This is a genomic window from Aquimarina sp. BL5 (genome assembly GCF_003443675.1).
Lineage (GTDB): Bacteria > Bacteroidota > Bacteroidia > Flavobacteriales > Flavobacteriaceae > Aquimarina.
Window position 1 is genome coordinate 4935146 of record NZ_CP031963.1, and the last position, 13484, is coordinate 4948629.

The 13484-nt window shown below is 33.0% G+C and carries 14 protein-coding genes; 3 read left to right on the top strand and 11 right to left on the bottom strand.

What is annotated here, in order from left to right:
* The 3 genes from D1818_RS20700 to D1818_RS20710 form a co-directional block, all read right to left on the bottom strand.
* The gene (locus tag D1818_RS20700) at positions 1-207 is read right to left on the bottom strand and encodes a membrane or secreted protein (RefSeq protein WP_118461379.1); all 207 of its coding nucleotides are present in this window, start codon (positions 205-207) and stop codon (positions 1-3) included.
* A 106-nt stretch (positions 208-313) separates the two neighbouring features.
* A complete protein-coding gene (murB, locus tag D1818_RS20705; RefSeq protein WP_118461381.1) occupies positions 314-1327 on the bottom strand; it encodes a UDP-N-acetylmuramate dehydrogenase in 1014 nt (337 codons plus the stop codon).
* A gap of 72 nt (positions 1328-1399) precedes the next feature.
* On the bottom strand, positions 1400-2632 hold the full coding sequence (locus D1818_RS20710; RefSeq protein WP_118461383.1) for a pyridoxal phosphate-dependent aminotransferase: 1233 nt from the start codon (positions 2630-2632) through the stop codon (positions 1400-1402).
* 104 nt (positions 2633-2736) lie between these two features.
* Between D1818_RS20710 and D1818_RS20715 the strand changes: the two genes are divergently transcribed.
* Positions 2737-4116 carry an aspartyl protease family protein gene (locus D1818_RS20715; protein WP_118461385.1) on the top strand — a complete coding sequence of 460 codons (1380 nt, stop codon included), beginning with the start codon at positions 2737-2739 and terminating at the stop codon, positions 4114-4116.
* A 53-nt stretch (positions 4117-4169) separates the two neighbouring features.
* Here the strand turns inward: D1818_RS20715 and D1818_RS20720 are convergent, their stop codons facing one another.
* Positions 4170-4574 carry a DUF1573 domain-containing protein gene (locus D1818_RS20720; protein ID WP_118461387.1) on the bottom strand — a complete coding sequence of 135 codons (405 nt, stop codon included), beginning with the start codon at positions 4572-4574 and terminating at the stop codon, positions 4170-4172.
* A 126-nt stretch (positions 4575-4700) separates the two neighbouring features.
* Here D1818_RS20720 and D1818_RS20725 point away from each other — a divergent pair, with 126 nt between their 5' ends.
* Positions 4701-7334 carry a valine--tRNA ligase gene (locus tag D1818_RS20725; RefSeq protein WP_118461389.1) on the top strand — a complete coding sequence of 878 codons (2634 nt, stop codon included), beginning with the start codon at positions 4701-4703 and terminating at the stop codon, positions 7332-7334.
* Positions 7335-7394: 60 nt separating this feature from the next.
* Here the strand turns inward: D1818_RS20725 and D1818_RS20730 are convergent, their stop codons facing one another.
* From D1818_RS20730 to rsfS, 6 genes are all read right to left on the bottom strand, one after another.
* Positions 7395-7664 carry an acyl-CoA-binding protein gene (locus D1818_RS20730; protein ID WP_118461391.1) on the bottom strand — a complete coding sequence of 90 codons (270 nt, stop codon included), beginning with the start codon at positions 7662-7664 and terminating at the stop codon, positions 7395-7397.
* 2 nt (positions 7665-7666) lie between these two features.
* On the bottom strand, positions 7667-8314 hold the full coding sequence (locus tag D1818_RS20735) for a phosphatidylserine decarboxylase family protein (RefSeq protein ID WP_118461393.1): 648 nt from the start codon (positions 8312-8314) through the stop codon (positions 7667-7669).
* A complete protein-coding gene (locus D1818_RS20740; protein WP_118461395.1) occupies positions 8304-9113 on the bottom strand; it encodes a phosphatidate cytidylyltransferase in 810 nt (269 codons plus the stop codon). The genes D1818_RS20735 and D1818_RS20740 overlap by 11 nt, the downstream gene beginning before the upstream one ends.
* Before the next feature lies 1 nt (position 9114).
* Positions 9115-9726 (bottom strand): LUD domain-containing protein, encoded by a 612-nt coding sequence (locus tag D1818_RS20745; RefSeq protein ID WP_118461397.1) that lies wholly within the window; start codon positions 9724-9726, stop codon positions 9115-9117.
* 120 nt (positions 9727-9846) lie between these two features.
* Positions 9847-11793, bottom strand: a complete 1947-nt coding sequence (gene ftsH, locus D1818_RS20750; RefSeq protein ID WP_118461399.1) for an ATP-dependent zinc metalloprotease FtsH — start codon at positions 11791-11793, stop codon at positions 9847-9849.
* A gap of 11 nt (positions 11794-11804) precedes the next feature.
* Positions 11805-12176 carry a ribosome silencing factor gene (gene rsfS / locus D1818_RS20755; RefSeq protein ID WP_118461401.1) on the bottom strand — a complete coding sequence of 124 codons (372 nt, stop codon included), beginning with the start codon at positions 12174-12176 and terminating at the stop codon, positions 11805-11807.
* A gap of 90 nt (positions 12177-12266) precedes the next feature.
* Between rsfS and D1818_RS20760 the strand changes: the two genes are divergently transcribed.
* Positions 12267-12998 (top strand): biotin--[acetyl-CoA-carboxylase] ligase, encoded by a 732-nt coding sequence (locus D1818_RS20760; protein ID WP_118461403.1) that lies wholly within the window; start codon positions 12267-12269, stop codon positions 12996-12998.
* 89 nt (positions 12999-13087) lie between these two features.
* Here D1818_RS20760 and D1818_RS20765 read toward each other — a convergent pair whose 3' ends face one another.
* Positions 13088-13480 (bottom strand): SRPBCC family protein, encoded by a 393-nt coding sequence (locus D1818_RS20765; protein ID WP_118461405.1) that lies wholly within the window; start codon positions 13478-13480, stop codon positions 13088-13090.
* Between the last annotated feature and the right edge of the window lie 4 nt (positions 13481-13484).

Here is a 13484-nt window from a genome sequence, read left to right on the forward strand (position 1 = left end):
TTATTTAGAGTGCTCTGTTTCATTACAGTTAGCATATTGATCAGGGGTCTTGCCGCACATAGAACAAGACTCGCCCTCCTTATTAAGGAAAGGACTTTGGCTTGCGCAGGTTCCTGCAAATTTCCCATCCTTTTTGGCCCATAATTTAATAGCAATTCCCGCAAAGGCTATTAATAGAAGACCAACTGTAAGTAATACCAGTTTCATAATTTAATACTGTCTAAATTAGTGTGCAAAGATACAAAGAAAAATAGCCGAAATTATGGTTTTATAGAAAATTAGATTCATGTCTAAAAGAAACACAGAAGAGCACTTAAATTATGTTTACCTCAGTTTCTAATATAATTCCAAATTTTTCTTTAACGGTTTTTTGAATTCTTTTAGAGAGTTCTAATAGTTCCTGTCCACTTGCGTTATCGTAGTTTACCAGTACTAGTGCTTGTTTAGCGTGTACACCAGCATCACCCCAGCGTTTCCCTTTAAACCCGCTTTGTTCAATAAGCCATCCTGCCGGAATTTTAGTATTATTCTTGTCTACCTGATAAAAAGGAATGTCAGGGTGTAATTTTTGAAGCTCGGCAAAATTTTTTGAAGTGATTACAGGGTTTTTAAAAAAACTTCCGCTATTACCAATTTCTTTGGGGTCTGGTAATTTGCTTTTACGGATAGCTATAACAGCTTCTGAAATGTCTTTAATTGTTGGGGATGTAATATTTTTCTCTTTTAATGCGTTTTCAATAGCTCCGTAGCTTGTATTCAAAACATGATCTTTAGTAGTTAACCTAAAAGTTACTTTTGTAATTATATAATTTCCTTTTAATTCGTTTTTAAAAATAGAATTTCTATATCCAAAATTGCATTCTTCTTTTGTGAAGTGTTTTTTTGCACCACTGATAACATGAATAGCTTCGCAACTGATAAAGCTATCTTTTAGTTCTACGCCATATGCACCAATGTTTTGAATCGGAGCACTTCCTACATATCCAGGTATTAGTGATAAATTTTCTAATCCTCCAAAGTCATTATCGATACAGAATTGAACAAAATCATGCCAATTTTCCCCAGCATTGGCAGAAACTAATACTGAACTATCAGGTTGGGAGCTAGTTGTAATCCCTTTAATCGCAATATGAAGGACTAGTGCTTCTAAATTTTGAGTAAGCAACATATTGCTTCCGCCACTAAGGATGAAAATATTTCTTTCCTTATGTATAGAAAGTGTCTCTGTAAGCTCTTTTTCAGAATTGATTTTTATAAACTCTGCTGCTTTTACGTTAATACCGAAGGTATTATGTTTTTTAAGAGATTTGTTACGTTCTATTTTCAAAAAAGATGGAATTTGAGTTAACTATTATTTTCTTTTCACTTTAAGTTCCGAAATATATGATTATTTATAGTTTTATAAAGTAATATTTTCTTCGGCGACTGTAATTGCTTTCTGATCGGTAGTATATTTCTCTAAAGCCAGTTTTAGAATATTAATAGCCTTTTTTAGATCCCTTCTGTTTAGAACATAAGCTATTCTTACCTGATTTAATCCCACGTTAGGACTAGAATAAAATCCTGAAGCCGGTGCTAACATTAAGGTTTCGTTATTTACGTGGAATTCTTCTAACAACCATTTTGCAAAATGATCTGCATCTTTTATTGGTAATTCAGCGATACAATAAAAAGCTCCACTTGGCATAGCTACTTTAATCCCAGGTATTTGTCTTAATCCTTCAACTAATGTATCTCTTCGCGCCTTATATTTTGCCACGGTTTCAATATAATAGGATTCTGGAGCTTCTAGGGCTGCTTCACTGGCAATTTGAGCAAAGGTAGGAGGACTCAGTCTGGCTTGTGCAAACTTCATTGCCGTTTCCATAACACTTTTGTTTTTACTGACCATGCAACCTATTCTAGCGCCACACATGCTATATCGTTTAGATACTGAATCAACCACTATGGCGTAATCATCAAGAGCTCTTTCTTGTAAAATAGAGTAATGCTCAGAATCTCCATATACAAACTCCCTATATACCTCGTCCGAGATTAGGAATAGATCATGTTTAATAGCTAGTTTGGCTAATTGCTGTATTTCTTCTTTACTATATAAATAACCTGTGGGGTTACCAGGATTACAAATAAGAATAGCCTTCGTCTTAGTAGTAATAAGCTTTTCGAATTCTTTTATCGGTGGTAATGCAAATCCATTTTCAATTTTAGAAATAACTGGCACTACGGTTACTGTTGACTGTGTAGAAAAACTGTAATAGTTAGCGTAAAATGGTTCAGGAACAATAATTTCATCACCCGGATCCGTAATACTGCCCATTGTGAAAATTAATGCTTCACTCCCTCCAGTAGTTATTAAAATATCATCAGAAGATATTGTAATATCATGTTTTGCGTAATATCCAGCTAATTTTTTTCTAAAGCTTTCAAAACCTGCAGAATGACTGTAGGCAAGAACATCTAATTTGTGATTTCTTACAGCATTCATGGCTTCTATGGGCGTTTTGATATCGGGCTGGCCGATATTAAGACGAAAAATATGTTTTCCTTCTTTTACCGCTTTTTCTGCAAAAGGAGCTAATTTACGAATCGGTGATTCGGGCATTGCTTTACCTTTACTTGATATTACTGGCATTCTTTTTAATTTTTAAAATAAAATAGCAGTAAATTTCTTAAATTATTTAGGATTTAAGTAGATTATTATCAGGAATTTTCAAGTATTTTTCTATATTTAGTGTAATGGAGATTTTGTACCTAGATTTTTATCATTTTCTTAAAGAAAAAGCCTTAATTCTATTTTTAATTGTTTCTTTTACTTGCAGTGGTCAAGAGGGGTTTAAGTTGCCCGATGATTTGCGTAGCGATAAGATTAAGTTTGAATTAGCTAATAATCTTATTATAATACCAGTAGAGCTTAATGGAGTTCAATTGTCTTTTATTTTAGATACAGGAGTAGGTTCTACTATTCTTTTTAGTATCGATAAAAGAGAATCTTTAGAATTAAAAAATGCTTCAAAAATTCTTCTTAGAGGATTAGGGAACGATGAACCTGCAGAGGCAATAAAATCCACAGGCAATTTATTAAAAATAGGAAATTCTTATAGTAATGATCATACTGTGTATATGATCTTTGATGAGACTATGAACTTTTCTCCTATGATGGGATTTCCAGTTCATGGGATTATAGGGTATGATTTTTTTAAAGAATTTATTCTGGATATTAATTATTCGAAAGAATTCATTAAAATATTTAATGCTAAATCCTATAAATATAGAAAATGCAAAAAATGTTATCAGACAGATCTAAATTTAAGTAATGGTAGAAAGAGACCTTTAGTTAAGGCTAAATACAAAACAGATAAGGGGTTAATTGATGTAAACCTTTTATTAGATTCTGGATCTAGTTCGGCGTTATGGTTGTTTGAAAATCCAGAGATCAACCTTAATGTTCCTAAAGATTCTTTTGAAGATTTTTTAGGAACAGGATTCAATGGAGATATATATGGAAAAAAAACAAAGGTCGAAAGCCTACATATAGGAGATTTTAAAATTAATGAAGTCACAGCGTCTTTTCCTGATTCTCTTTATATTCAAGGAATTTCATTAAAAAATCGTCAAGGTTCTATTGGGGGTAGTGTGTTAAGAAGGTTTAATGTGATTATGGATTATCCTAATCAAAAAATAACTTTTAGAAAGAATAAATTTTTTAATACACCATTCCACTATAATATGAGTGGTCTTACTATTCAGCACAGTGGGGTAAGAGTTTCTAAAGACTATAATATACGTAAAGCTCCTTCTAAACCATCATTAGGCTTTATAGCGAATGACGATGGTAAGATCTTAGTTAATGTTCTTAAAGCTGATGCAAGCACTTTTGTCTATTCATTACAGCCAGAATATAGAATCACTGAGGTTAGGCCGAATTCACCTGCGTCAATAGCTGGTTTATTAAAGGGAGATAAAGTTCTAGGTGTGAATGGTAGAAGGTCTTATCTGTATAAACTTTCGGATTTGAATGATTTGTTTTATTCAGAAGAGGGAAAGAGAATTACAATTGAAGTAGAACGTCTTGGAGTCGAAATGAAATTTACGTTTTTTCTTAAAAAAGTCATTTAAAAAAGGCTCTACGTTAATTCGTAGAGCCTTTGTAAGTATATGTCAATGTACTTCTAGTTCTTTTTTTCTAAAACACTTTTCGTGTCGTCAAGTACAGTTCCTTTTATCTTAATAGCTTTGGTAGATTCCTCAGCGTTAGAATACACAGTAATAGTTTTACGAATTGGTCCAACTCTTTTTGTGTCGTATTTTACTTCTATAACCCCTGTTGCTCCAGGTTCAATTGGATCTTCAGGTTTTTTAGGGATGGTACATCCACAACTAGAATATACTCTGGAAATGATCAATGGAGCATTTCCTGTATTTGTGAACTCAAACTGGCGAATACCATCACTACCCTTGGTAATTTCCCCATAATCGATCACTTCTGATTTAAATTCGATTTTTGCTTTAGCTTCCTGAGCGTTTAGGGCAATCCCCAGAAAACCAATAAATAAAATCATCATTACATTTCTCATAACGTAGGTTTTTATAATGTGTAAAAGTAGTTACTTTTTATCCAACTTCAAAATTGCGAAAGACTTTCACGTTGTCGTATATAATAATTACTTTTGCACTCTAAATTCCAAAAATCGAACCAAACTATGGCTTTAGAAGGAAAGTATGATGCAAAATCAATAGAAGATAAGTGGTATAACTACTGGATGGAGAACAATTATTTCCATTCCGAGGTTGATGAAAGAGAGGCATATACTATTGTCATTCCTCCGCCAAATGTAACAGGTGTATTGCATATGGGGCATATGCTTAATAATACAATACAGGATGTATTGATTAGAAGAGCTCGTCTTAAGGGGTATAATGCTTGCTGGGTGCCAGGTACTGATCATGCCTCTATTGCAACAGAGGCTAAAGTGGTAGCAAAGTTAAAAGAAGAAGGAATCGATAAAAATGACCTTACTAGAGAGGGATTTTTAGAGCATGCCTGGGAATGGACTCATAAGCATGGAGGAATTATCCTAGAACAGCTTAAAAAACTAGGTGCTTCTTGTGATTGGGAGCGTACTGCGTTTACAATGGATGACAATTTGTCTGAGTCTGTGATTAAAGTTTTTGTTGATTTATACAACAAAGGCCTTATTTATAGAGGTTATAGAATGGTAAATTGGGATCCTGAAGCAAAGACTACTTTGTCTGATGAAGAAGTTATTTATGAAGAAAAACAAGGAAATCTTTATTATTTAAAGTATAAGATAGAAGGAAGTGAAGATACATTAACAATTGCTACAACACGTCCGGAAACAATCATGGGAGATACTGCAATCTGTATTAATCCAAACGATGAAAGATTTACACATCTTAAAGGGAAAAGAGCAATTGTACCTATCGCTAATAGAGCAATTCCAATAATTGAAGATGAATATGTGGATATGGAGTTTGGTACTGGATGTCTTAAGGTAACACCTGCTCACGATCAAAATGATAAAATTTTAGGAGATAAACACAAATTAGAGGTGATAGATATCTTTAATGATGATGCTACGCTAAATTCTTTTGGATTGCATTATGAAGGGAAGGATCGATTTGTGGTAAGAAAAGAGATTCTAAAAGAATTAGAAAGTCTAAGTGTTCTGGAAAAAACGGAAACGCATCTTAATAAAGTTGGAACAAGTGAGCGTACTAAAGCTGTAATAGAACCTAAATTGAGTGATCAGTGGTTTTTAAAAATGGAAGACTTGGCGAAACCTGCTTTGGATGCGGTTATAGAAAAAGATGTGCATCTAGTTCCAGAGAAATTTATCAATACATATCGTCATTGGATGGAGAATGTGCGAGATTGGAATATCTCTCGTCAATTATGGTGGGGGCATCAAATTCCGGCATATTTCTATGGTGATGGTAAAGAGGATTTTGTAGTTGCGGAGAGTAAAGAAGAAGCATTAGTTTTAGCAAAAGAAAAAACCGGAAATACTTCTTTGACTGATACTGATTTAACCCAGGATCCTGATGCCTTAGATACCTGGTTTTCATCTTGGCTATGGCCAATGAGCGTATTCAATGGTGTATTAGAACCGGACAACAAAGAAATCAACTATTACTATCCAACCAATGATCTAGTAACGGCGCCAGAAATTTTATTCTTTTGGGTGGCAAGAATGATTATTGCTGGATATGAATATAGAAAAGAGAAACCTTTTACCAATGTGTATCTTACAGGTATTGTAAGAGATAAGCAAAGACGAAAAATGTCTAAGTCTTTAGGAAATTCTCCTGATCCATTAGATTTAATTGATAAATATGGAGCAGATGCCATTAGGGTAGGGATGTTATTAAGTTCACCGGCTGGAAATGATTTGATGTTTGACGAGGATTTATGTGATCAAGGAAGAAAGTCTTTTGTAAATAAAATACACAGCTCTTATAATTTGATTAGTGGATGGGAAGTAGATGCTTCCATCGAGCAGCCAGAAGCTTCTAAAGTAGCAATCGCCTGGTATCAATCTAAGTTTCAGAAGACTTTGATAGAATTAGAAGATGCTTATGCTAAATATCGAATTAGTGATGCGCTAATGATTACGTATAAATTGGTTAGAGATGATTTTAGTGGTTGGTTACTAGAAATGATCAAACCTGCTTATCAAAGCCCAATTGACGGAAAAACTTATAATGAAGTAATAGAGATATTAGAAGATACCTTGAAAATTGTACATCCTTTTGTCCCTTTTATATCAGAAGAGATTTGGCAAGATATTACTAAGAGAACACCCGAAGAGGCGTTAATCATATCAAGTTGGCCGAAGATGACTTCTGTTGATGAAAGTTTAATAAAAGAATTCGAGATTGCTGGGGATGTGATTTCCGGAATTAGAACGATTCGTAAAGAAAAGAATATATCGTTTAAGGAAACAATTGAATTATCAGTATTGAATAACGAAAATGCTCCTGTCACTTTTGATTCTGTAGTGGCCAAACTGGGTAATATTTCATCTTTAAATTATGTAAAAGATAAGGTTGATGGAGCGCTTTCTTTTAGAGTAAAATCTAATGAATATTTCATACCTATATCTGGGGCTATTAATGTAGAGGATGAAATTAAAAAGCTGACAGAGGAGCTAACATACACTGAAGGGTTTTTGAAATCCGTTCAGAAAAAACTCCAAAATGAACGTTTTGTAAACAATGCGCCCGAACAAGTTATTGCTAATGAACGAAAGAAAGAAGCGGATGCGGAAGCTAAAATAGCTACTTTGAAATCTAGTCTTTCTAGTTTAGGATAGTTATTAAATTTTTTAGTGAATAAAAAAAGCACTTTGATCTTAATGGTTTAAAGTGCTTTTTTATATGTCGGTAATATGCTTATTAACCAGTTCTATATATTTTAATTTAGCTTCTTCCGGAGTAAGGTTCTTTACCTGAAACAGCGCATTGAGTTTAAATGCATTTCTAAGCTCACTATTTCCGGATGGAGTATAAAAACCCTCGGTATATGTTGCTTGTTTATAGTATGCATAGAAATGTAGCATAACATCAGGTGGCAATTCTATTTTGGTATTGCAAGCTTTTTCAAAAGCCTTTTGGAAAGTGATATTTAATTCCTCATTGGTCATAACTATACGCTAGCGATAATACTTTCTCCTCCTTTAACTTTTTGGTTTAGTGAAACATTAATTTCCGTTCCTATTGGTAAATACACGTCCACTCTGGAGCCGAATTTAATAAACCCACTATCAGAACCTTGGATTACTTTTTCGCCTTCTTTAGCATAATTTACGATTCTTTTTGCTAATGCCCCAGCAATTTGTCGATAAAGAATCTCAACAAAACTATTTTTCACAACAACTGTAGTTCGTTCATTTTCCTCAGATGCTTTGGGATGCCAGGCAACAAGATATTTTCCTGGATGGTACTTGCTGAATTTTACATCTCCATTAATTGGATGTCTGGTAACATGAACATTAATTGGAGACATAAAAATAGAAACTTGTAATCTATTTTCTTTGAAGTATTCTTTTTCAAATACCTCTTCTATTACGACTACTTTGCCATCTACCGGAGCTACTATAGTATTGTCGTTTATATCAGTATGTCTCTTAGGATTTCTGAAAAATTGTAATATTAAGATCAAAAAGATCAATGTGACCAAAAATATACCAATAATCCATTCATCTATCTGAATCGATACGTAAGATGCTGCATTAATACCTAGAAAAAGTACTATTGCTACCGAAATAATTTTATAACCTTCTTTATGAAACATGCTTCAATATTTGTAAAAATGCATATAAAAATGGACTAGCAAATATAATACTATCCAAACGATCAAAAATCCCACCATGACCAGGCATTATAGATCCACTATCTTTTACTCCAGCTTGCCTTTTGAATTTAGACTGTATAAGGTCACCTAGAGTACCAAAAATACTCATAATTATACTTATAATCAACCAGATCATAATTGATAAGGTATCAGAAAATATTGATATTAAGTATCCAGCTAATAAAGTAAAAAGAAAACCTCCTACAAACCCTTCAATTGTTTTTTTTGGGGATATACGTTCTAATAACTTACGTTTTCCAAAATTTTTACCAACCAAATAGGCAAATGTGTCATTCGTCCAAATCATTAAAAGAGGTCCTGCTACCATAATAGGATTGTATTCGTTATCATATGATGGTATAAGTGTTAAAAACACTATTGATGTAATAAGGTAAAATATACTGGTGAAATATTTTCTTTTTTCGAACATCGGAATTATTCGAATTGTAATAAGATCTCTAACTAAAAATAATTGTGTAATTATAGTAAGTCCTAGAACGACTAGAGTAACTGTATATGGTGTGGAAAAATTTGGGGTATGGAATAAGAGGAAAAAACCAATAAATATAAAATATAGCCAGGCTTTTTTTAAATGAATTAATTTCTGAAATTCATAAATACAGATAATACCAAAGACAAAGAATACTCCAATGAAGGTATATTTATGAGTAAATATAGAAATTAATAATATCGAGATATATAAAAACCCCGATAAAGACCTTGTAAGCAGTTCCTTCATATTATAAATCTTCCAGCAGCAGCAAATATAGATTTTTTGAGCTACTTCCGTAGCTTAAGAAGTCTTTTTCTTTTTGCGGTTCGAAGTTTTTAATAGTAGTAATGTTCGAAGGAATTGAGTTTTTGTTTTTTTCTTTAATTCCTTTTAAACCTTCGCCAATAGTATTAACTAATTGACTAGTAGATGCTAGTATAACAAAGTTATCAGGTAGTTCAGTTAATTTTTTTTCTCTTAATTGATTAGAAGAGATAAGGATTGCTCCGCTATCCGCAATAAGATATTCACAAGTAGCGAAAAAGAACGATGACGGTAGTTTTTTGACATAGTTAAGATTGAATCCAGAAAACTTATGCTCCAGTCCCATGTCAAAACAGCATACATCTTGTTCGTACCAATCATTTTCTAATAGGATCTTGTCAAAAGAATCAAGGACTTCTTCTTCACTATCGCAATACAGAAATTTGCCTCCATTTCTTTTGAAATTAATCATAAAGCTTTCATCAACCGGAAGATTGATTTCGGGCATGTATTTACTGCGATCTTCAGCGTGACGTTCCTTACTCTTTTGGTCTGATTTAGATTTTGAGGAAAATAATCTTCTAAATAGACTCATTTTTTAAATTCGATCGGGGATTACGGGTTAACAATACTTCCAAAGATAAAAAAATCTTAATCCAATATTCTTATTAGATTAAGATTTTTTTATTTTACTAGTAAAAATTACTATAATATACTAAGAAGGTTCTATTATAGTCTCTCCTTTTTTATCAAATGGACGCTCTCCAAAAATTTTCTCTAAATTATCTTTAAAGATGACTTCCTTTTCTAACAATACTTCTGCAAGTTCGGTTAACTTGTCTTTATTGTTCTCTAATAATTTAATAGCCCTTTGATATTGTTCTTCAATAATATTTGATATTTCCTTGTCTATAAGTTCACTTGTTTGTTCACTATAAGGCTTGGTAAATCCATATTCATTTTGACCAGAAGAATCATAATACGTTAAGTTTCCAATTTTATCATTAAGACCATATATGGTTACCATCGCACGTGCTTGTTTAGTTACTTTTTCCAAGTCACTTAAAGCTCCTGTAGAAATTTCATTAAAAATGACTTTTTCTGCTGCTCGACCTCCAAGGGTTGCACACATTTCATCTAACATTTGATTAGGACGCACTATGAGTCTTTCTTCAGGAAGATACCAAGCTGCACCTAGAGATTGACCTCTAGGAACAATAGTTACTTTTACTAACGGAGCTGCGTGTTCTAGCATCCAGCTAACAGTAGCATGTCCTGCTTCGTGAAATGCAATTGCACGTTTTTCTCCAGGAGTAACTATTTTGTTCTTCTTTTCTAGTCCACCAACAATTCTATCTACAGCATCAAGGAAATCTTGTTTGCCAACTGCTTTATTTCCTTTACGCGCTGCTATAAGTGCTGCTTCATTACAAACATTGGCAATATCAGCACCAGAGAATCCTGGTGTTTGCTTAGATAAGAAATCTGTGTCCAGTCCTTCTTCTTTTTTTAGAGGCTTAAGATGTACTTCGAATATTTCTTTACGTTCTCTAACATCAGGTAAATCTACATATATCTGTCTGTCAAAACGGCCTGCTCTCATCAAAGCTTTGTCGAGCACATCAGCACGGTTAGTGGCAGCAATAACAATTACATTTGTATTTGTACCAAAACCATCCATTTCTGTTAAGAGTTGATTTAAGGTATTTTCTCTTTCGTCATTAGATCCTGAAAAATTACTTTTTCCTCTTGCTCTACCAATAGCATCAATCTCGTCAATAAAAATAATGGCAGGAGATTTTTCTTTTGCTTGTTTAAAAAGATCACGTACTCTAGAAGCACCAACTCCTACAAACATTTCTACAAAATCAGATCCTGATAAAGAGAAGAAAGGTACTTTAGCTTCACCAGCTACTGCTTTTGCTAACAATGTTTTTCCTGTACCAGGAGGTCCTACTAATAATGCTCCTTTAGGTATTTTTCCTCCTAATGAGGTGTATTTTTCAGGGTTTTTTAGGAAATCAACGATTTCTTGAACTTCTTCTTTTGCACCTTCGAGACCAGCTACATTTTCAAAAGAAACTTTTACATCTGTATTCTGATCAAAAAGTTTTGCTTTGGATTTTCCGATATTAAAAATCTGCCCTCCGGCACCTCCACCAGCACCACCACTCATTCTTCGCATTATGAATATCCAAACACCAATGATTAATGCGAATGGCAGTAAAGTAATGAAAAGGTCGCCCCACATATTGCTTTCTGTGTCGTAACCTACTTCAGTAGATACTCCATTATCACTTTTTATTCTAGCAATTTCATTCTCGAAATTTTGCAGATCTCCAAATTCGAATTCATAGTCAGGGTCATTAGGACTCTGAGGTAAGATAGAATTCTTTTTATTCTTGGAATGTTTTTCCTGGCTTTTTGCTTCCTGAGTCAGGAAAACCTTTGCTTTTCTTCTATTAATGATTAGTACACGTGCTACTTCGCCATTACTTAAGAAATTGTTGAAATCTGAAGGGGTGGTTTCTGGGGCTGATCCCATATTGCTACCGCCTAAAAAATTTAATGCTAAAAATCCAACAATTATAATTGCATAAATCCAATATGCACTAAATTTTGGTTTTTTATTAGGTTCTACTTTTTTATTTTCTTTAGCCATTTATGCTTTTTTTAATAGTTTGTTTCAATAGTTGTTGTTTTCGCGTCTCCCCATAATCCTTCAATGTCATAAAATTCTCTGATGTGTTTTTGGAAAACATGTACAACTACATTTACATAATCAATCAATACCCATTCTGCATTTTCGCTTCCTTCTACATGCCAAGGCTTGTCTTTAAGTGATTTGCTTACTGTTTTTTGGATGGAGTTAACAATGGCATTTACTTGAGTATTAGAAGTTCCGTTACAAATAACAAAATAACTACAAACCGTATTTTCGATTTCTCTTAAATCTAATATACTAATGTCATTACCCTTTACTTCTTCAATACCTTTAATAATTTGAGTTATTAATTGATCAGTACCGATTTCTTTTTTAGTCATGCATTTTTTTAATTTGTGTAAAGTTATTACTTTTTATGGTTTTAATGTCCGTATTTGTGGACATTTGTAAAAACTTTCACATCGTTATTTATGGATATAATCAAAGTTGATGCCATTGACTCTACAAATACTTTTCTTCGGGATATGAATCGCGAGAAAAATTTGGTTAAACCTGTTTGTGTTATTGCAAGAGAACAACTAAAGGGTAAAGGGCAAATTGGTACAACTTGGCAAAGCAACCCTGGAGAAAACCTTACGTGTAGTGTGTTTATGCCTGTTGATGAACTCGATGTGATGGATCAGTTTTATATTTCTATCACAGTTTCTCTCGCTGTATATGATGTTTTGTATTCTTTAATGCTCCCCAAATTATCCATAAAATGGCCAAACGACATTCTGTCAGACAGGTTCAAAATTTGTGGTATATTAATAGAGAATGTTGTTAATAATGGCAGATTAAGAGGTGCTATTGTTGGTGTTGGAATAAATGTAAATCAACAAAATTTTGAAAATCTTCCGCGTGCAGCGTCTATCAGGAAAATTTTAGGAAAGAGTTTTAACTTAGATGAAATACTGTCTTTATTGTTAACAAAGTTAGAATACCGTTTTTCTGTGCTTAATACTTCTGTATTTACAATTCTTAAGAAAGAATATGAATTATTACTTTTTAGAAAAAACAAACCCTCTACATTTTTAGATGCAAAGGGTAATTCTTTCGTTGGTATTATTCAAGACATTACTACTTTCGGTAAACTTCAGATACTTTTAGAAGATGAAATCGTAAAAAGTTTTGATTTGAAAGAAGTAAGGCTACTTTATTAAGCAATGAGAGATTAATTTTGTTAATGGCTTAATGAGGAAAAGAATTAAATTATTAAAGTTTAAATTAATATTTTACTCACATACTCAATTTATAGTTTACTAATATTTTCACTTAGCGTATTAATGAAATTCTGGATTGGGTTCTTGATCATCATACCCATCATTGCGTTAAACTGACCTTCAAAAACAAGTTGAGTTGTACTTTTTCCACTTTCAGTATCTACGATATTTGCAGTAAGTGTAAAAGGTAATTTTTCGCTAGCAGCGCCAAGAACAACAGTTGAGTACTCAGTACTTCCTTTTTGTTCTAAAACGATTTCTGGCATTCCTTTTAGTTGGAAAAGAAATCTTGAGTCGCTTAGTTTTTCGAATTTTTGTTTGCTTTCTGGCATTAATTGTTCGAAGTTTTCAACCTTTGTTAAAAAATCAAATACTTCTTGTTGAGTTTTTTCTACAGTAACTGTAGGGCTTTCTAAGTTCATTGAG